Source organism: Paenibacillus oceani, from assembly GCF_014705615.1.
Taxonomy (GTDB): domain Bacteria; phylum Bacillota; class Bacilli; order Paenibacillales; family NBRC-103111; genus Paenibacillus_AB; species Paenibacillus_AB oceani.
In genome coordinates this window covers 1-19,304 of the sequence record NZ_JACXJA010000057.1, presented here as the reverse complement: position 1 = coordinate 19,304, position 19,304 = coordinate 1, and the positions used below count along the sequence as shown (strand labels likewise).

Here is a 19,304-nt window from a genome sequence, read left to right as displayed (position 1 = left end):
CAGGACGTTTCTTCAAGAATGGCATAGACGCAGCTTGACGGGACGGAGCGAAACGGAACCGAACCGAATGGCGGAGGCCGGTATTATGGCAGTGAAGTGATGCGGAAATAAGAGCTTGTGGAAGCTCTTATTTCTGTAAAAACAGCCGGATTGGATGAAATAAAGGCTGTTCAAGGCTCTTATTTCGCTGGAATCGTCCGAAAAGGAACGAACGTGTTGAAATAACGGCCTTAAACATCTCTTATTTCGGAGATGAAGCAGGTTTGACCGTGAATAGAAGCTGCAAAAGACCGTTATTTTCAAAGGAACCCGGTTGCCGTCCTGCTGCATGAACTAAACAACCAGGCTCAGGCGCACTTTGGGATAAGGACAACGGTAACGAAATAACGGTTATGACATACCCAAGCATACTCAGCATAACCAGACATGACGAAGCAGGTGCGCACGAGGTTCGACGAGACGTATCCACTTATTTGCATAAGCAAAACGCCCAGGAGGTAATACTATGGCGATCTGGCAATTCCGGCTCCCCGAGCTCGGCGAAGGTCTTCATGAAGGCGAGATCGTCAAATGGCACGTAAAGCCAGGCGACGAGATTAAAGAAGATCAAATCATTATGGACGTTCAAAACGACAAGGCTGTCGTTGAAGTACCTTCTCCGGTTACCGGCAAAATTGTCGAGCTGAAGGTAAAAGAAGGAACGGTATCGCACGTAGGCGATCCGCTCGCCGTTATCGACGTCGTCGGCGAAATTCCGCCGGAGTCGATTCATCACGGCGGAGGCGAGGCTGCGGCATCCGAGACCGGCGGTGGCCAAGCGGCTCCTGCTGCGGCACCGGCACCGGCGGCGCAACCTGCTGCTGCCGCTCCGGCAGCAGCGCCTGCAGAGCAAGCGAAGCCGGCGGAAGCGGCTGAGCAGGCCGCAGCATCCGGCCAAGTGCTGGCAACGCCGAGCGTGCGCAAGTTTGCCCGCGAGAAAGGCGTCAACCTGGCGTCCATTAAAGGAACGGGCCGCAACGGCCAAGTGACCAAGGACGACGTGCTTGCTTTCGAAGCCGGCGGCCAAGCGGCTGCAGCCCCTGCAGAAGCGGCTCAAGGCGAAGGCGCATCGGCCCCGCAAGCAGGCGGCTCCGCAGCTGTCGCACCGACAGGCGATCGCGTCGAAGAGCGCGTACCGCTGAAAGGCATCCGCAAGGCGATCGCGAATGCGATGGTCAAATCGGTTTACACGGCTCCGCACGTTACGATTATGGACGAAGTGGATGTAACGGCATTGGTTGAGCTGCGTCAGAAGGCAAAACCGCTGGCCGAGAAAAAAGGCGTCAAGCTGACCTATCTGCCGTTCATCGTCAAGGCGCTCGTAGCCGCTGTGAAGCAATATCCGGCGCTTAACGCTTCGATCGACGACGAGAAGAGCGAAATTGTCTATAAAAAGTACTACAACATCGGGATCGCTACCGATACCGACAACGGCTTGATCGTACCGGTCGTGGCGGACGCCGACCGTAAAAACGTATGGCAGGTAGCCAACGAGATTCGCGATCTCGCATCCCGCGGCCGCGAAGGCAAGCTGCAGTCGCACGAGATGAGAGGCAGCACGATCTCGATCACGAATATCGGATCGGCAGGCGGCATGTTCTTTACTCCGGTTATCAATTATCCGGAAGTTGCGATTCTCGGCACCGGCCGGATCTCCGAGAAGCCGGTCGTCCGCGACGGGCAGATCGTCATCGGCAACCTTATGGCGCTGTCCCTGAGCTTCGACCACCGTCTGATCGACGGCGCGACCGCTCAGAATGCAATGAACTATATCAAGTCCCTGCTCGAAGATCCGCAATTAATGGTTATGGAGGTGTAAGCGCATGGTAGTCGGAACGCTTACTGTAGATATTGACGTGCTGGTTATCGGTTCCGGCCCGGGCGGTTACGTAGCAGCCATCCGAGCGGCACAATTGGGCAAATCGGTCGTATGCGTGGACAAAGCCGAAATCGGCGGCGTCTGCCTCAACCGCGGCTGTATCCCTTCGAAAGCGTTGATCTCCGCGGCTCACCGCTACGAGTCGGCGCTGCAAGGGTCCGAATACGGCATTAACGTCGGCGACGTAAAAGTCGATTGGGCGAAGGTGCAGGAATGGAAAAACGGCATCGTCAAAAAGCAAAGCGGCGGAGTCGGTTCCTTGCTGAAAGGCAACAAAGTGCAATTTGTAACCGGCGAAGCGTTTTTCGTCAGCGATTCGGTTGTCAGTGTCGCTACCGAAAGCGACTCGACGCAATATAAGTTCAACAACTGCATTATCGCGACAGGTTCCCGTCCGGTCGAGCTGAAAGCTTTCCCGTTCGGCAAACGGATTATGTCCTCGACGGAAGCTCTGAACCTCAGCGAAATTCCGAACAGCCTGATCGTTATCGGCGGCGGCTATATCGGGATCGAGCTCGGTCAGACGTTCGCCAAGCTTGGCACGAAAGTCACCGTACTGGAAGGCTCGGATACGATCCTGCCGGGCTTCGAGAAGGAGCTGTCCCGTTATGTGGGACGCAGCCTGAAGAAGTCGAACGTGGATGTTGTGAACGAGGCGCTCGCCAAAGAAGCGAAGCAGACGGACTCGGACGTAACGGTTACGTATACGGTTGGCGGCGAAGAGAAGCAGGTTACGGCAGATTACGTTCTCGTAACGGTGGGCCGCACGCCGAATACCGACGAGCTCGGCTTGCAGGCGATCGGCGTGAAGATGAGCGACCGCGGCATTATCGAGGTCGACAGCCAGGGCCGTACGAGCGTTCCTGCGATCTTCGCGATCGGCGACGTCGTGCCGGGTCCGGCGCTGGCTCACAAAGCGAGCTACGAAGCGAAAGTAGCGGCGGAAGCGATCGCCGGACAAGCGAGCGCAGTCGACTACAAAGCGATTCCTGCAGTCGTCTTCTCCGAGCCGGAGATCGCCAGCGTAGGCCTCAGCGAAACCGAAGCGAAAGAGAAAGGCGTCAACGTCTTCTCCGGACGCTTCAGCTACGGCGCGAACGGACGCGCGCAATCGATCGGCGCTAACGAAGGCTTCGTCAAGCTGGTCGGCGACAAAGACACGGGGCTCTTGATCGGAGCTCAAATCGTGGGCGCGGAAGCGTCCAACCTGATTGCCGAGCTGGCGCTCGCCATCGAGATGGGCGCCACGATCGAAGACATCTCGCTAACGATCCACGCTCACCCGACGCTGGGCGAGATCGTAATGGATGCTTCGGAGGGCGCGCTTGGCCATCCGATCCATATGATCGTGAAGTAAAGCTATACAGCAGCACATGATGCAAGGCGCTCTGTCCTTATGGGGATGGGGCGTCTTTTTTGTTATTCTCGTAAAACCCGGAAAACAAGCATGTGCGTTGAAGGAAAAAAGACATGCTTTCGCGAATGTAGTAGTCCATAAGAACTATACATAGGAGAGGGAGAACACGATGAGACTCATAACCAGGTCGGATTTTGACGGACTCGTATGCGCCATGTTGTTCCGGAAGCTCGGAATGATCGACGGAATGAAGTTTGTCCATCCGAAAGATATGCAGGACGGCTTGATCGAGGTAAACGAGAACGATATTTTGGCAAATGTGCCTTATGTGCCAGGATGCGGGTTGTGGTTCGACCACCATTCCAGCGAGCTGAAGCGCAACGGACAGGACATCGTATATCAGGGGGAAACCCGTATCGCTCCAAGCGCGGCCCGCGTCGTTTACGATTATTTCGGAGGGCGCGAGAAGTTCGGGCCGGAGCTTGACGATATTATGAAGGGCGTGGACAAGGCCGACTCCGCCCAATTCAGCAAGGACGACATCTTGAACCCGCGCGGCTGGGATCTGCTATCCTTCCTTATGGACGCCCGTACCGGCCTCGGCCGTTACCGCGATTACCGGATCAGCAACTACCAGCTGATGGAGGATCTGGTCGAGCATTGCATGACGAAGACGGTGGACGAAGTGATGCAGCTCCCCGACGTTCAGGAGCGCGTGAAGCGGTATTTCGAGCTGAATGCCCCGTATCGGACGATGCTGGCCGCTCATACGCACACGGAAGGGAATGTGATCATCACCGATCTGCGCGGCGTGGAGACCATATATCCGGGCAACCGTTTCATGATTTATGCGCTTTATCCGGAGCAGAACATCTCGATCTGGATCGTTGACGGGAAAAATAAGCAAAACTGCGTCTTTGCCTGCGGCCACAGCATCGTAAACCGCGGGGCGAAGACCGACGTCGGATCGCTGATGCTGACCTATGGCGGCGGAGGGCATGCGGCTGCGGGGACTTGTCAAGTCGAGTACGCTACGGCGGATGCAGTGCTCGAACAGCTCGTTGCCGCGATGAATCGGGACGGGTAGGAGCAGTAAAGAGACGGGTAGGGTAAAGGATAGAGTAAAGAGTCGGAGCTCACCAAACCACGGTTGTGGGGCGGCGGGCTCTTTTGTTTCTTTGATGAGCGGCTTCCGGCAGACGAAGAGGGCTGGGGAACGGATACTCGTGGAAGCTGCCGGCACGGCCACCGCCTGTTTGGACGAGGACTTGTAACCGGAGCCGCAACCGCACATAATGGAAGGAAACCTATTTGGACCTGGATCACCCAACATCAACGAAAAGAGGCGTTTACCTGGATATGATAGAGCGGAGATCTATAACAACCGTAACGGCCGAGTCGGTTCTGCAGAGCGATGTCGAACGGCTGACCGGAATCGAGTTCGCCTGTACGTGCGGCCGGACTCACCGCGTCGAGATCGAACGGCTTATTCTCGAGCAAGGGGCGCTGCGCAAAGTCCCGGATACGATCCGTCAAATGGGGCTCGGCACGAAGGCGCTCCTGATCGCCGATCCGGCTTCCTTCGCAGCAGCGGGCGATGAGCTGGCCGGACAATTGGGCAGCAGCGGATTTGACGTTTCGCTTTGCGTATTTCCGGAGGACCAGTTGTATGCCGATGAGACCGCACTGGTACGGGCGTTGATCGAGCTTGAGAAGGACACGGAATTTATGATCGCCGTCGGGTCGGGCACGATTAACGACATTGCCAGATTCGTCAGCTGCAAAGCCGGAATTCCGTATCTGGTCGTCGCCACGGCGCCTTCGATGGACGGATACGCCTCGACCGGGTCGCCGATTCTGGTGAACGGATACAAGAAAACGTATAGCTTGCAATCTCCGCTGGCGATCATCGGCGATCTGGACGTGATCCGGTGCGCGCCCCCGGCGATGATCGCGGCCGGAGTCGGGGACATGGCGGCGAAAATAACCGCTCTGTGCGACTGGCTGCTGGCCGCGGTCGTCGAGGAAGAGCATTACTGCGAAGTGACGGCGGAATTAATGACTCGCGCCTTGACGAACGTGGCGAGCGAGGTGACCGCGATTCGCACCGGCGGGGTGCCTGGGATCAAGAAACTGATGGAAGGGCTTGTCCTGTCGGGCATCGCCATGCAGATGATTGGCAATTCCCGCCCGGCCTCGGGTGCGGAGCATCATATCTCCCACTATTGGGAGATGCTTCACTTTGCCGCCGGTCACCGCCCGGAGCTGCACGGGATCAAGGTAGGCGCCGCCACGCCGCTGATCGCCCGGCTGTACGCCGAGCTTCTGGAAGCGGATATGGGCGAGTGGAACATGACTGAAAAGGACGCGGTCCAAATCGCCGAGTGGGAAACGAACCTGCGGCGCTGTTACGGTCCTCTGGCCGAGGAAATGATCACTGAGAACCGCAGCCTGCTTTTGAGCCAGCCAGAGCTGGACGTCCGCATGAACAGGCTTGTCCGGGGCTGGCCGGAGCTGAAGCCGAAGCTTCGGACGCTGCTCGGACTCGTACCCGACCTCAAAGCGCTGCTTCGCGATGCCGGCGCCCCTGCGGGGCCGCGCGAGATCGGAGTTGCCCGGCAGGAGTTGTCTGACGCGCTGCGGGTTGCCAAGGAAGTACGCAGCCGCTATACGGTGCTGCAGCTGGCGGACCAGCTGGGCTTGCTGGAACGGTTTGCGGAAGAGCGGACGCGGGAGTCGTTTGCTCCATAGATGGGGCATGGACGTATGTTTTGTGTCGCCGCACCGCTGCCCGGAATCCACAAAAAAAGCGGCTCCTTGTCAACAAGGGGACCGCTTCTTTGGGCATCAGCCGATTCGGTGCAATGATCCGTTCGGGTCAGCCGGCGGATCGCAAGGAATCCGGTACACCTGGATCGGATTCGGGATGTACGGGTAGCCGGGATACGGATATCCGTTGTACGGATAGGGCGAATACGGGGTAGGCGGGTACGGATAAGGCTGATAAGGATATGGGTATGGAACGGGCAGGACGACCGGTGTAAAGTTCCAAGGGTGGTATCCTCCGTGGTAACCGCCAGGATACCCGCCGTGGTATCCCCCGTGATATCCGCCGTGATATCCGCCGTGAGGGTTCACGGCAGGCGGTCTGGAATCCGGCGTTCCGCTGCCGGTTCCATGAACCGCCGCATTCGTGGCTTGCTGCTCTACCTGACTCATGCCTCTCTTCCCTTCTTGTAGAGGTTGTTCAAAAAGCCCACTCCGACATCGAATACGGAATTCAGCCGGAACTTCCGGTGCTCGCAAAAGCACCCACTACGCTCCGCTCCTCATTTCCAGGTTTCATCCCATCTTCTCGGTGCTGAAAACCGGACTTTTTGAACTCGCACTTATAGCGATATGATCCATCATATGCAACAAGCAGGGAAGAGGGCACTCGCCCGGTACGCTTCCGGCAGCTAGCGCCTCGGAGGCAGAGGACCCAAATATTGCAGCAGCTGACACTCGATCCGGCCGTTAAACAGCTTCCGTTTCTTATCGGAGGCTCGTCCGAAGTAATGCTCGAACTGCTTGCTCGGACTAAGGGCGAATAACGACCAAGTCGGCAGTTTTTCGAAAACGGTACCGAGCTGACGAATCGCCTTCTCCACCTCATCGCTCGTGCCGATCCGCTCCCCATACGGCGGATTCGTAATGATACAGCCGTAGTCGCTCTGCGGCCATAGCTTGGCGACCGGCTCTTCGTGGAATTTCAGCTCCCCGGACAGCCCGGCTTTTTTGGCGTTGGCTTTCGCGACCTCGATGGCGGCCGGATCGATGTCGGAGCCGATAATATCGAGCGGTTCGTCGTCGCGCACCAGATCGTACGCCTCTTCACGCGCCTGTTCCCAGATCGCCGGGTCCAGCGTCGGCCACGCTTCGGCTGGGAATTCGCGCCGAAGTCCCGGAGCGATATTCCAGGCGATCATGGCGGCTTCGATCGGGATCGTCCCCGAGCCGCAGAACGGATCGATCAGCGGCCGTTCCGCCCGCCAGCGGCTAAGCAGCACCATGGCAGCGGCCATCGTTTCCTTCAGAGGCGCTTCGGTGATGAGCTTGCGGTATCCCCGTTTATGCAGCCCCGGTCCGGTCGTATCGATCGTGATGGTTGCCATATCGTTAAGCAGCGCTACTTCGATCACGTAACGCGGACCTTCTTCCCGGAACCATTCGGTCGCATAGCGCTGCTTCATTTTTTCTACAACTGCTTTTTTGACGATACCTTGGCAGGCGGGAACGCTCGACAATTGCGATTTGTGGGAGCGGCCTTCGACGGGGAACTCGGCGTCCTCCGGAATCCAGTCCGGCCAAGGCAACGCTTTGACGCCCTCGAACAGCTCGTCAAACGTGGTGGCCGGGAATTCTCCCATCTTTACCAGCACCCGGTCGGCTGTGCGCAGCCACAGATTCGCTCTCGCGATCGCCGACTTGTCCGCCAGAAATAGTACTTTCCCGTTCTCTACCTTGACTTCGTTGTACCCAAGCTCCCGGACTTCGCGGGCGACGACCGCTTCCAGCCCCATCGGAGAGGTTGCAATCAGTTCAATTTTCGTATCCACTTATAGGTTCACTCCATTTTCCCGGTAGTTCCGCATTTCGATTGCAGCCATTCCCGTAAAATCTTACAATAATCATGAAACCGTAAAAAAGAACACGGATTCAGTAAACGAGCCCGGACCATGTAACGGATTCAGAATTAAGTATAGGCGAAACGCCGGAAGTACACAAACGCGCTTTCGGGCGGGAACGGGAGGAACGGTTATGGAGGAACGATATTTTCAGACGGCGGATTTGTACGTCGAATCTTTGTATGAGAAGGATGCCGATCTCGAGCGGGTGAGGCAGTCGATCGCCGATAACGGCATGCCCGAAATATCGGTTGCGCCCGGGTACGGCAGGCTGCTGACGCTGCTCGTCGGAATGACCGGTGCCAAGCGGCTGCTGGAGATCGGCGCGCTCGGGGGATACAGTGGAATTTGTCTGGCGCGCGGTCTGAACGGGGAAGGCAAGCTGGTTTCGCTCGAGCTGAAGGAGGAGTTCGCGGCTGTCGCCCGGGCCAACGTAGAGGCGGCGGGTCTCGGAACGATCGTCGAATACCGGATCGGAGAGGCGCTGCCAACTCTGGAGAAGCTCGGCGAGGAGGGCGAGAAGTTCGATTTCTTCTTTATCGATGCGGATAAAGGAAATTATGTCAACTACCTCGAGTGGGCGATCCGGCTGGCGAATCCCGGCGCTCTGATCGTCGGCGACAACGCCCTGCTGCACGGCAAGACGATGGACCCGGCCGCCAAAGGCAACTCGGTCCAGGTCGTGCGCGAGTTCAATAAACGGATGGCGACCGATCCGCGTCTGGAAGGGACGATTCTCCCTGCGTATGACGGGTTGTGTATAGCGAGAGTGAAGGGTTGACCTCACCTGGGGAATGCAGTAAGGTTTCGTTATAGGAATTGAACCCATTACTCCTAAGAATAAGCGAACCGAATAGAAGGCCTTTACAGAAAATCATCCGATACGGATGGATGGGCCTCCAAATCATCGTTCAATTTCATAGAGGTTAGTTAGAATTCATAGATCGTCCGCTGAATAGGAGAGAAGTGGGATGCGTATCCGGTATGACCGTTTTCCGGGCGGCAAAATCAAAGCGGTAACGTTGAGCTATGATGATGGCGTCGTCCATGACCGCCGGCTGGTAGCGAGTATGAACAAGTATGGGCTCCGCGGCACGTTTCATATCAATTCCGGATTTCTGGACAACAAGGGCAAGCTGGACAGCGCGGAGATTGCGTCCTTGTATGCGGGGCATGAAATATCCGTTCATACGGTGAGCCATCCGTTCCTGGAGCAGGCGCCGCCCGAGCAGATCGTCCGCGAGATTACGAAAGACCGCGAGGCATTGGAAGCTCTTGCGGGTTACCCGGTCCGAGGAATGAGCTATCCGTTCGGCACGTGGAACGAGAAGGTCACGGCGATGCTGCCGTCGCTCGGGATCGAATATGCGCGCACGACCCGAAGCCACGGCACCTATGAGACGCCGGCCAATTTCCTGGAGTGGCACCCGACTTGCCACCATAAGCAGATGGTGGAGCATGCCGAGAAGTTTGTCGCATTGGAGCCGAGGCATTCGAAAATGCTGCTGCTGTATGTATGGGGCCACAGCTACGAATTCGATAACGACAACAACTGGGAGCTGGTCGACCGGTTTGGCGAAATCGCCGGAGGACGGGAGGACATCTGGTACGCGACGAACGCGGAGATCGTCGAATATATGACGGCTCTAGGCCGGCTGCGCTGGTCCGCTTCCTGCGAGTGGGTTCATAATCCGTCGGCGATTTCGGTATGGGTTAGCGCAGAGAATCATGTAGTAGAAATTCCCGGCGGTCAAACGGTTCAGCTTTCCGCGCGTTAATCGCCGTATTCTCACTGTCCGCATACCTAAGTAAAGACGCCTCCACTCTCTTGGAAGAGAGAACGAGGCGTCTTTATTAATTTAGCAGAAAGTATATCGTGGGAGTGGCTCTAAATCTCGGTGAGCGCCAGCGTCAAAAGACGCCTGTAGGCGTTTGTCCTTGAGAGATCAGAATAGAATGTTTATGTTCTTCAGCGTATTAAGGGCGTAGATAAGCCCGGAATTTAAGCTAAACTATACTCTAACGGACATGGTGACGCTATTTTCGCTAAATAACAGTTTTTTAAAATGTAACGGTCACCACAGCGCTTATTTACTCCGAACTACCTCTAAAAGTAACATTTCTCACCAAATAGTTGCATCCATGTCCGTTAGAAATCAGATGGATCTGAATTCACCGTAATAATGACCGCTGTGTCCGTTAGAGTTTTTGTTCGTCGGACCGGAGAGCGGAGCCTGTTCAGGACTGCACCTCCCGGTTTTTCCGGGAGATCAGCGTCCGGTTGACCCAGGCTGCGTTGGCGAACAGCATCACTGTGGCGATCAGGAAAATACCGCGAATCGTGATCAAGCCGGACAAGGCGCCGCCTACCGTCGGACCGATCATATTGCCCAAGGACAGGAAGCTGCTATTGAAGCTGTAAGAGCGGCTCTCCATCCCGTCAGGCGTATATTTGCGGATCAAGGCGTTGACGGACGGGAGCAAGCCGCCCATAAACATGCCGAGCATAAACCGGGCCGCGAACAGCTGCCAGACGTTCTGGACGAGCGCCTGCGGGATAAACATAATCGCCGATCCGATCAAGGATACGGCGAGCACCCGCTCCTGCCCGATCTTGTCCCCGAGCTTGCCGAGCAGCGGCGAAGCGATCATGTTCGAGAAGCCGGTAATCGAGCCGACCAGCCCGGAGAAAAAGGCGAGGTTTTCTCCGCTCGGATGAAGATGCTGCACGAATAGCGGAATTAGCGGCATCGAGCTGAGCATGGCGAACTGAATCAGAAACGTAACGGTAAACAGTGACGACAGCTGAGGAATTTTGCCCAGTTCCTTCAGTCCGGCGACGACCGATACGTTGGGCTGGACCGCCGCTTTGCCGGCGTCGAACTTTTCTTTGACGACGAACATGGCGAGCATCGAGGCGGCGAACAGCAAACCGCCGGTTATGTAGAAGATCGGCCGGAAGCCGATCCAGTCGGCGAGCAAACCTCCGATGAAAGGGCCGAGTATGCTGCCGGCCGTTCCTCCCGATTGGAGCGTCCCCATGGAGAAGCCCATCTTCTCGCGGGGCGTGCTGGCGGACATCAGAGCGACCGCCGCCGGGACGAACCCGGAGATCGTTCCGTTTAATACGCGCAGCAGAAGCAGATGCCACACGTCTCCGGCAAATCCCATCAGGATCATCACGGCAGCCATGCCGAACCCTGACCGCAGCAGCATCATTTTCCGTCCGTACCGGTCCGCAAGCTTGCCCCACAGCGGCTGAAACAGAAAGGCGGTGACGAAGTTGCCCGCAAAGATGATGCCGGACCAAAAAGCGACCCGGTTCGGGTCGGTAATGCCGAGCTCTTGGATGTACAACGGCAAAAACGGAATGATCATCGTCATTCCGGCCATCACCAGGAAGTTACCGAACCAGAGCACACCCAGGTTAAGCTTCCAGTTGCTCACAATCGTTTCACTCCTCTGTCTTCCCCCGAATGCAAAAACGTACCATTCACATAACTTTCATTATAGCATGTCTCCGGAAGGGGACAACCATAGCGGTGCCCGATAATATTTTAAAACGGCTTGACGCAGCGGCCGGCCGGGCGGTTTGCAGAAAGACGAAAGAACCCCGGGCAAAAGCCTCAGCAGACTTTTTCCCGGGGATTTATCGATTTATTTCCGAACGTGGCTGCCCGGTTTATTTCGTCTTGATCTGGACGGTCCGGAAATCACCTTCCCAGGTTACGGTGCCTCCGAACGTCTCGCCGACGAAGCGGGCGGGAGCCATCGTATACCCGTTCACCAGTTGGGCGGCAACTTCCAGCTTGACGGCTTTGCCGTTCACATAGGCGGTATCGTCGCCGATCTTCAGCGAGACGGTTGTCCCGTTCCTGCTGCCGGTAGCGACGCTCGTGGCGGCGTCCCACTTTACTTCCGCGCCGAGCCGCTCGAAGATGGCGCGAAGCGGAGCAAGCGTGGAGCCGTCCTGAATAACCGGCGGCTGTTCGAACTGCTGCTGCTCGCCGTCGATCCGGACCGCAACCTGCGACGACACGGGAATTGATTTGGAGGCGACCTTGTCGCCCGCGCGGTTGAATACTTGCAGCTCCAGCACCGAGCCCTCGGGAACTTCGCCGGCGTTCAGCCGGATGCCGTAGGGCGGCTTCGTCTGCTTCGCGATCGTCCGTCCGTTCAGCACATAATCGAGCCTGCCGATCCAGATGTCCGGGATGCGGACGAATGGCACGATTTCCGTTTCCCGCACGAACGGAGTCAAGGCGTCCACATACCCGATCGAGTCCGCAGGCTTGGCGCCCGTCTCCACCTTCGACAGCATATACGGATCGGCGATCACCGTCTTGTACAGTTCCAGCATATCCGGATTGTCGCGCAGCAGGTAGTCGTTACGGGATTCTTTATGCAACAAGTCCACGTTGAAATAAGTAATGGCTTTCAGACGCGGATATTTTTTGGGCATCACGCGGTACAGCCGGTCCAGGTTCATGAGAGCGAATTCCGTATGCGATTTGCCGTCGCTGTTCGTGTAGTGGGCGACCGCCGATTCGCTTAGCATGACCGGCTTGCGGTCGGCGTACAGCCTGTACAGCTCGTCGAGCCGTTCGATCGGCGTAGTCGCTTCCATGCTGACTTCCGGATTTCCGTGCGAATACGGCTCGGTATACAAGCTGACGCCGACCCAATCGACATATTCGTCGCCGGGATAATAACGGTCCATGTTATATCTCGGCACGTCTCCCGGACTCCATACCATCGCCACGTTGGGCGCTTCGCTGTGCATCACGTTCGCTACGGTGCGGAATTTCTCGATATACGTTGCCGGATCGACCGCCCACGGGGTCCAGTCGCCGTTCATCTCGCCGGCGAAGCGCAGGAAGATCGGAATGCCGGCCGTTTTGGCGTCCCGCGCCCATTTACGCAAATAGCTGTCATCCAACACGGGGTCGAGTCCGTTCAGCGGCTGCCAGGCGATCTGCAGGGCGCCGTCCGCCTCCTTCGCATTGGAGACATACCGCGACGGAAACGATTCTCCATAGGTAGCATAAGCGAGGTACATTGCGTGATTTTTGCCATAGATCGAAGCGGATCGGTCGAAATGGTTGCCCATCTGCTCATCCTGCTCCGAGTAGATGCCCACGTACATGCCGTATTCCGGTTCGAACTTGGCGAGCTTCCCGGACTTCGGCTTGTACGGCTCCAGCTGTGCGGAATCCGGACGTGCGGAGGCGTACAGTTCGATCGTGGTGCGAAGCTGATAAGCGCGCTCCCAGTCGTTCGAGCCCCAGTCCTTGCCGTCGTTCAGCCAGAACAGGTTCTCCAGTTCGTAATATTCGATCGCCTTGTCGTAATCACGCACCGAATCGTAATACTCGTTGAGGCTCCCGGCGTATAACGCTGCGGTGTTCCAGTCGGCTTCCGCTTCGGCTCTGCGCATTAGCGAATCCCAGATCGGCACGGCCAGCGCAGATTGTCCGGCGTCCCGGTAAGCTTCGGCCTTCAGATGCAAATTCCAGGGGTGTTCCTCCGCAGCGTGCAGCGGAGACCCTGAGCCGGCCAGAAGGCCGAAAGAGAGAAGGGTGGCAAGCGCTGTTTTACGCGTGATCGGATATTGGGCCAAGATCATGGTGACACATCCTTAAGCCTTGCGGCAGTGTTGCTTCTATCGTACCAAGGAAAAGCCCGGCTTGTCATTAGCGGAGAAATGAAAATCAAGAGGAGCGCACTACAGGAAACGCGGGGCAAACCGTTTCTTAATCGTAATCATTATCATAACCGGAGGCGAAAAAAGCTTCCAGCCGCCAAAAGCGGGACAGGAAGCTTCCTTGTATCCATATACGAATGACGTCTTACAGAGGATAGATAGGATCAATGAAGAGATGAAAATGACTTCCTGTTCGGCGGCAGCCTCGCGGACGTATCCCGACCGGGCTTGCCCATACCCTATAGGTTTTTACTTTTTGGCGGCGCTGGCCTCGGCGATTTTGGCGTTAATTTGTTCGTCCGTATTGCGCAGCATCGTGTTCAGGTCGATATCGCCGATGATATACTTTCTGAGCTCGGTGAGAAACAGGGAGTTGGCGGTCGCGTTGAATTCGGTCAGCTTGCTCGGCTTGGCGGGTTTGGCCGGCGTAAACGCTTTGGCATTTTTCCCCTGCAGGTAGGGGATATCCTGACCGACGGCGTTGCGTACGGCCTGGCTTTTGACAATCGGCGTGAATCCTTGCTTCGCCCGCTCCAGCTGCCATTCCTCGCTCGTGAGATAAGCCAGCACCTGAAACGCCGCTTCTTTCTTTTTGCTCGTATTGATGATGCTGAAGTAGGTCGGGTACAGCTGGGAGCCGATACCGGGAAGCTCCTTGTATTCGGGCATCGAGACGGCGTCCATGTTGATCCCGTACGTCTGCGGATTCAGAAAAGTCGCGTCGAGCGAATTGACATACATCGCGGCCGTTTTCTCGACCGTAAACTGGGCGTGAGCCAAACCGACCGTGGCGGCGGTAACCTCGTTGCCGGGAATTTGATGGAACCGCTTTAAATTTTGCGAATGTTTGGCCCAGTTCGGATTAGAATTCATCAGCGCTTTTTTCGTGAGGGGGTCTACGTAACTGGCGGAGAACTGGTTTACGAGCGCAACATGGGAATGGGAGGCGACGAATCCCCGGTATTGGATCTCGCCGTCTTTGCGGGTCAGCTTGACGGCAAGATCGTACACTTCGTCCCAAGTCATGCCGTCCTTTGGGTAACTGACGCCGAATTTATCGAACAGATCCTTGTTATAGACGAGAGCGTTGGCCGTCGTACCGACAGGCAACCCGAGCAGACCGCCGCCGGATAGCTCCTGCAGCAGCTGGATGGGCGTCGGATCAAGCAGCGACAGGTCGTATTTGTTCGTTTTGATCAGCTCGCTGTGATCGAAGGTGAGGCCGTTATCGATAATCGCGGGAATAAACGACCCTACGGACGTTACGATGACGTCGATGTCGTTGGAGCCGCTTGCGATCATTTCCTGCAGGCCGACATTTTTGTCGTTGATCTTTTGCGTATATTTGAATTCGACTTTGACGTGCGGAAATTTTTTCTGGATCGCATTCCCGTACAGATCCATGAACCATTCCACGGAGCGGCCGCTCGACGGCTCGAAAAACGTAAGCGTCACCGGCTCGGGCTGCTTGGGAGCCGCTCCCTGAAGCGGCGAAGACGCGCTCTGGCTCGTGTCCGCGTCCTTGCCGCTCGGCCCGCTGCCGCAGGCTGTTAAAGATACGGCCAGCAAGGGGAGCCAGATCAAGTTCCATGCATTTTTGGTTTTCATAGGGATAATGACCTCCTCAAGGAATATATGCCGAGAGCGAATCTTTCTGTATCCGCTTACAACGGTGCGGGAGAACAATCTCCTTAGGCACTTGCTGGAGCGGCGGCGTCTCGAATATGATTATAATCATACAGAACCAGGCGAAAACGTTAGGACGGATCGTATCCAAAACAAGTTAATTTTTAACATGCGGGAGGACTTTCGGTGAGTAAAATCGTGTATCCGGAGTATCAGCTGCACATCGGAGGACTTGGGGAAACTACGGGCAAGCACCGGTTCTTTATGGCCGGGACGGTCGTCAAGGATGTCCGGCTCCATCATCACGACTACGTGGAGCTGAACTATGTGCTGGAGGGAAGCGGGATTCAGATGATTAACGGAATCGCCGGACAGCTTAGGCCAGGCACTTTATCGTTCGTGCTGCCCCATCATATGCATGAGATGCGCCGCGTATCGGATGAGCCCAGCGCCCGGATCTGTTGTATGTTCGATCTGCAGCTTCTTCTGGGCGGCCGTGACGATTCCGAGCTGTCGAGGCTTTTGTACGGAGTAGGCACAAGCAGCTCCTCTTTCGTTCAAGTGGAAGGAGAGCGCAACGAGCGGATCAGGCGGTTGTTCCAGGAGCTTCAAGTCGAATACAACGTTCCCGGTCAAGCGGGTTACCGGGATATGATCCGGTCGATTCTGACCGAAATTTTGCTGCTATTCGTCCGCGCCGGCAACGGCTCCGCTACTTCGGGGCCTGTGTATGAACAGAAGGACAACTGGTTTTGGCATGTTTTAATTTACATCCACGTCCATTACGCCGAATGTGTCACGCTCGAATCGATTTCCCGGCAATTTAATATCAGCGTCACCCACATTAGCCGAACGTTCAAAAAACAGACGGGTCTCAGTTTTCTGGAATATTTGCAGAAAATCCGAATTGACAGCGCTTGCAGTCTGCTTGCCCATACGAATATGCCGATTACCGACATTACGTTCGAAACCGGCTTCGAATCGTTCCGCAGCTTCAGCCGGGTGTTCCGGGATACGAAGGGTCTGACCGCAAGCGAATACCGCAAGCAGGCGGCGGAACGGATGAACCAGGCCAAGTATGGAATCCCTTGAAATTGCAAAATGTAGTTCTAGAGAAGCCTCCAGATAAAGGGGGCGGGCGAAAGGATGGCGAAAGGATGAAACTTCGGATGAACGAGCGGCAATTGGACGGTTACCTGTACGCGCTTGACCTGTGCGCGAGCCGGGTTGCGCCGGAGTCGGAGCCGGAGCTGGGCGACAGGATCGAAGAGGTCAAGTGGATTTTGCAGCGCATCTACAAACAGCCGGCTCCCGAGGAAGAGGCCGGGATTTAGGCAACCGGATGCGGGAAAGACGGCGATATAGCTGTTTTTTCCCTTGTCGGAGCGGTCCGGAACCTTTATAATGGGCACGATATCCGACCGATAGGAGAACTAGAGAGAGATGAACGTATACAAACGTTTTTTTTCGTACTACAAGCCTCATAAGCGGCTGTTTATGCTCGATTTCGGCAGCGCGTGCGTCGTTGCCGTCCTGGAGCTCGGCTTTCCGCTTGCCGTGCAATGGTTCGTCGACTCGCTGCTGCCGCAGGGCGAATGGAGAACGATCGTGCTGGCGGGAACCGGGCTTTTTGCGCTGTATGTCGTCAGTACGGGACTGCAATTTATCGTCAACTATTGGGGACATAAGCTCGGGATCAATATCGAAACCGATATGAGGCAGCAGTTGTTCCAGCATGTGCAGAAGCTTTCGTTTCGTTTTTTCGATAATACGAAAACCGGCTATCTGATGTCGAGGATGACCAACGATCTGTTCGATATCGGGGAGATGGCGCATCACGGGCCGGAGGATCTGTTTATAGCCTGCATGACCTTCGTCGCCGCCTTCGTTATTATGCTGTCGATTAATCCGGAGCTGGCGCTTATTACGTTCGTCGCGGTACCGCTGCTCGTCTGGCTGATCGGCGTCTGCAACAAAAAGCTGCACACGGCGGCGAATCGGATGTATGCGGAGATTGCGGAAGTGAACGCCCGCGTCGAGGACAGCATGTCCGGCATCCGCGTCGTCAAATCGTTTACAAACGAAGCGTTCGAGACGACGAAATTCAAGCGCGACAACGCCAACTTCCGCAAGGCGAAACTGCGGTCGTATTGGATCATTTCGTTCAGTTCGTCCGGCATTTATTTTATGACGCGACTCTTCTCGCTTCTCGTGCTTATGTTCGGTGCATGGTTCAGCTTCCAGGGTGAGCTGACTTATGGGGAGCTGATCGGATTTCTGCTGTATGTCAACCTGTTTTTCAAGCCGATCGAGAAAATCAACGCCCTGCTGGAGATGTATCCGAAAGGAATGGCCGGCTTCAAAAGGCTGACCGAGCTGCTCGATACGGCTCCCGACGTGGCCGATTCGCCGCATGCGGTCGACGCCGGCAAGTTGCGCGGGAATATCGAGTTCCGCGACGTGACTTTCGGCTACGAGGGACACGCCAAGGTGCTGCAGCATATCGATTTGCGGATTCGCGCCGGAGAAACGGTCGCCTTCGTCGGTCCGTCGGGGGCGGGCAAAACGACGCTGTGCAGCCTGATCCCGCGGTTTTATGAGGTTGACGGGGGAACGATCGAGATCGACGGAACCGATATCCGCTCGATGACGCAGCGCTCGCTCCGCCAAAATATCGGGATTGTGCAGCAGGACGTTTTTCTGTTCACCGGCACGATCCGCGAAAATATCGCTTACGGCAAGCTGGATGCGACGGAGGCGGATATCCGGGACGCCGCGAGACGGGCGCATCTGGAGTCGTTCATCGGCGCGCTGCCGGCCGGCTATGACACACAGATCGGCGAGCGCGGCATTAAGCTGTCGGGCGGGCAAAAGCAGCGTCTGGCGATCGCGCGGATGTTCCTGAAAAATCCGCCGATTTTAATTTTGGATGAGGCGACCTCGGCTCTGGATACGGAGACGGAAGCCGTCATCCAGCAGGCGCTTGAGGAGCTGGCGGTCAACCGGACGACGCTCGTCATCGCCCACCGTCTGGCGACGATCCGTCATGCCGACCGCATCGTGGTCGTCACCGAAGACGGGATCGCCGAGCAAGGGCGTTACGAGGAGCTGGTTCAAGGCGGCGGCGTTTTCGCGGGGCTGCACCGGGCCCAGTTTCAGCCGGTGACATGACGGCTTGTAGATCCGCGCAGGCGGGAAGCGGAAACGGGAGCGGGACAGGAGCGGACCAGGAGCGGGACAGGGATCGGACAAGCAGTCTGAAGGAGGCTGCGTGCAAGCCATGCTGCTTCACATAATTTCCTTTGAAGCGGGAACAGTAACAGAGGTAGAAGCTGCTACTACTGGCTTACCGAACCGAATTCGAAGGAGATGAACGAACCGATGCCATTCGGCGCGCACGAAACGATGGAAGTCCATGAGATCCTTAACGGAACGATGAACATGATCAATCATTTTTCGTATTACACCATGCAAGTCCAGAACCCGGAGCTGCGTACGATGCTGGAGCGGCATCTGCAGTCGGCTGCGCAAGCTTACGACCAGCTGGTTGCGTATACGCACGATTACAGCACCGCCTCCGGCCGGATGCAGCCGTACGGAATGCCGCAGGTTCAGCCTCAGCAAGTGATGTACGGGCTTCGTCAACCAGCCCCTCACACGCCGATGCAAGGACAGTTCGATGACCGCCAGATCGCTGCGGCGATGCTGAGCTGTCACAAAAACTCAGCCAAAAACCATATGGCCGGCTCGCTCGAATGCGCCGACCCGAACGTTAGGCAAATGCTCGTGAACGGTGCAGTCGCCTGTGCGAACCAAGCGTATGAAGTGTTCCTCTTCATGAACCGGCAAGGCGAATATCAAGTGCCGACGATGCAGGACCACACGGCCAAAACGTTTCTGCACACGTACCAGCCGATGCAAGGTGGTTATATGCCGAACGGGAACTAGTACTCTCTCAAATCTAATAGTATAGGTTGGATGAATATGGTATAGTTGTGCCAAAAAGAGGAATCCATAGATGCAACCTATTAA

15 protein-coding genes are annotated in these 19,304 nt (G+C 56.3%); 10 read left to right on the top strand and 5 right to left on the bottom strand.

The genetic code is table 11. From position 1 onward, the window contains the following. Nucleotides 1-505 precede the first annotated feature (505 nt). From IDH45_RS30800 to IDH45_RS30785, 4 genes are all read left to right on the top strand, one after another. Nucleotides 506-1,858, top strand: coding sequence for a dihydrolipoamide acetyltransferase family protein (locus tag IDH45_RS30800; protein ID WP_190931989.1), 1,353 nt, complete (start codon nucleotides 506-508; stop codon nucleotides 1,856-1,858). A 4-nt stretch (nucleotides 1,859-1,862) separates the two neighbouring features. Next, the gene (gene lpdA / locus IDH45_RS30795; RefSeq protein WP_190931988.1) at nucleotides 1,863-3,275 is read left to right on the top strand and encodes a dihydrolipoyl dehydrogenase; all 1,413 of its coding nucleotides are present in this window, start codon (nucleotides 1,863-1,865) and stop codon (nucleotides 3,273-3,275) included. Between the two features lie 169 nt (nucleotides 3,276-3,444). After that, a complete protein-coding gene (locus IDH45_RS30790; protein ID WP_190931987.1) occupies nucleotides 3,445-4,362 on the top strand; it encodes an exopolyphosphatase in 918 nt (305 codons plus the stop codon). 272 nt (nucleotides 4,363-4,634) lie between these two features. Beyond that, nucleotides 4,635-6,026, top strand: coding sequence for a sn-glycerol-1-phosphate dehydrogenase (locus IDH45_RS30785; protein WP_190931986.1), 1,392 nt, complete (start codon nucleotides 4,635-4,637; stop codon nucleotides 6,024-6,026). A gap of 96 nt (nucleotides 6,027-6,122) precedes the next feature. Here IDH45_RS30785 and IDH45_RS34455 read toward each other — a convergent pair whose 3' ends face one another. Together IDH45_RS34455 and IDH45_RS30775 are read right to left on the bottom strand one after the other, a co-directional pair. Further along, a complete protein-coding gene (locus IDH45_RS34455; protein WP_223837165.1) occupies nucleotides 6,123-6,494 on the bottom strand; it encodes a hypothetical protein in 372 nt (123 codons plus the stop codon). A 239-nt stretch (nucleotides 6,495-6,733) separates the two neighbouring features. Continuing rightward, entirely contained in the window at nucleotides 6,734-7,873 is a 1,140-nt protein-coding gene (locus IDH45_RS30775; RefSeq protein ID WP_397327117.1) for a class I SAM-dependent RNA methyltransferase, read from the bottom strand. 202 nt (nucleotides 7,874-8,075) lie between these two features. Here IDH45_RS30775 and IDH45_RS30770 point away from each other — a divergent pair, with 202 nt between their 5' ends. Then, the gene (locus IDH45_RS30770; RefSeq protein ID WP_190931985.1) at nucleotides 8,076-8,723 is read left to right on the top strand and encodes an O-methyltransferase; all 648 of its coding nucleotides are present in this window, start codon (nucleotides 8,076-8,078) and stop codon (nucleotides 8,721-8,723) included. Nucleotides 8,724-8,913: 190 nt separating this feature from the next. Then, complete coding sequence (locus IDH45_RS30765) at nucleotides 8,914-9,720, top strand: polysaccharide deacetylase family protein (protein WP_190931984.1); 807 nt, start codon at nucleotides 8,914-8,916, stop codon at nucleotides 9,718-9,720. 460 nt (nucleotides 9,721-10,180) lie between these two features. On the opposite strand, the gene IDH45_RS30760 is transcribed toward IDH45_RS30765, so the two are convergent. The 3 genes from IDH45_RS30760 to IDH45_RS30750 all read right to left on the bottom strand — a co-directional run bounded on the left by IDH45_RS30760 (nucleotide 10,181) and on the right by IDH45_RS30750 (nucleotide 15,254). Then, the gene (locus IDH45_RS30760) at nucleotides 10,181-11,389 is read right to left on the bottom strand and encodes an MFS transporter (RefSeq protein ID WP_190931983.1); all 1,209 of its coding nucleotides are present in this window, start codon (nucleotides 11,387-11,389) and stop codon (nucleotides 10,181-10,183) included. Nucleotides 11,390-11,624: 235 nt separating this feature from the next. Further along, nucleotides 11,625-13,568 (bottom strand): stalk domain-containing protein, encoded by a 1,944-nt coding sequence (locus IDH45_RS30755; protein ID WP_190931982.1) that lies wholly within the window; start codon nucleotides 13,566-13,568, stop codon nucleotides 11,625-11,627. Nucleotides 13,569-13,895: 327 nt separating this feature from the next. Continuing rightward, nucleotides 13,896-15,254 carry an ABC transporter substrate-binding protein gene (locus IDH45_RS30750; protein ID WP_190931981.1) on the bottom strand — a complete coding sequence of 453 codons (1,359 nt, stop codon included), beginning with the start codon at nucleotides 15,252-15,254 and terminating at the stop codon, nucleotides 13,896-13,898. A gap of 204 nt (nucleotides 15,255-15,458) precedes the next feature. Here IDH45_RS30750 and IDH45_RS30745 point away from each other — a divergent pair, with 204 nt between their 5' ends. From IDH45_RS30745 to IDH45_RS30730, 4 genes are all read left to right on the top strand, one after another. After that, nucleotides 15,459-16,364, top strand: coding sequence for a helix-turn-helix domain-containing protein (locus tag IDH45_RS30745; protein ID WP_190931980.1), 906 nt, complete (start codon nucleotides 15,459-15,461; stop codon nucleotides 16,362-16,364). Between the two features lie 65 nt (nucleotides 16,365-16,429). Continuing rightward, nucleotides 16,430-16,606, top strand: a complete 177-nt coding sequence (locus IDH45_RS30740; protein WP_190931979.1) for a hypothetical protein — start codon at nucleotides 16,430-16,432, stop codon at nucleotides 16,604-16,606. A 109-nt stretch (nucleotides 16,607-16,715) separates the two neighbouring features. Further along, on the top strand, nucleotides 16,716-18,443 hold the full coding sequence (locus IDH45_RS30735) for an ABC transporter ATP-binding protein (protein WP_190931978.1): 1,728 nt from the start codon (nucleotides 16,716-16,718) through the stop codon (nucleotides 18,441-18,443). A gap of 210 nt (nucleotides 18,444-18,653) precedes the next feature. Continuing rightward, nucleotides 18,654-19,220, top strand: a complete 567-nt coding sequence (locus IDH45_RS30730; RefSeq protein ID WP_190931977.1) for a spore coat protein — start codon at nucleotides 18,654-18,656, stop codon at nucleotides 19,218-19,220. The last annotated feature ends 84 nt before the right edge of the window (nucleotides 19,221-19,304 follow it).

Excerpts from the sequence above, each read along its gene's own strand:
- IDH45_RS30800 (WP_190931989.1), top strand. The coding sequence starts at position 506 with ATGGCGATCTGGCAATTCCGGCTCCCCGAGCTCGGCGAAGGTCTTCAT.
- lpdA (WP_190931988.1), top strand. The coding sequence starts at position 1,863 with ATGGTAGTCGGAACGCTTACTGTAGATATTGACGTGCTGGTTATCGGT.
- IDH45_RS30790 (WP_190931987.1), top strand. The coding sequence starts at position 3,445 with ATGAGACTCATAACCAGGTCGGATTTTGACGGACTCGTATGCGCCATG.
- IDH45_RS30785 (WP_190931986.1), top strand. The coding sequence starts at position 4,635 with ATGATAGAGCGGAGATCTATAACAACCGTAACGGCCGAGTCGGTTCTG.
- IDH45_RS34455 (WP_223837165.1), bottom strand. The coding sequence starts at position 6,494 with ATGAGTCAGGTAGAGCAGCAAGCCACGAATGCGGCGGTTCATGGAACC.
- IDH45_RS30770 (WP_190931985.1), top strand. The coding sequence starts at position 8,076 with ATGGAGGAACGATATTTTCAGACGGCGGATTTGTACGTCGAATCTTTG.
- IDH45_RS30765 (WP_190931984.1), top strand. The coding sequence starts at position 8,914 with ATGCGTATCCGGTATGACCGTTTTCCGGGCGGCAAAATCAAAGCGGTA.
- IDH45_RS30755 (WP_190931982.1), bottom strand. The coding sequence starts at position 13,568 with ATGATCTTGGCCCAATATCCGATCACGCGTAAAACAGCGCTTGCCACC.
- IDH45_RS30750 (WP_190931981.1), bottom strand. The coding sequence starts at position 15,254 with ATGAAAACCAAAAATGCATGGAACTTGATCTGGCTCCCCTTGCTGGCC.
- IDH45_RS30740 (WP_190931979.1), top strand. The coding sequence starts at position 16,430 with ATGAAACTTCGGATGAACGAGCGGCAATTGGACGGTTACCTGTACGCG.
- IDH45_RS30735 (WP_190931978.1), top strand. The coding sequence starts at position 16,716 with ATGAACGTATACAAACGTTTTTTTTCGTACTACAAGCCTCATAAGCGG.
- IDH45_RS30730 (WP_190931977.1), top strand. The coding sequence starts at position 18,654 with ATGCCATTCGGCGCGCACGAAACGATGGAAGTCCATGAGATCCTTAAC.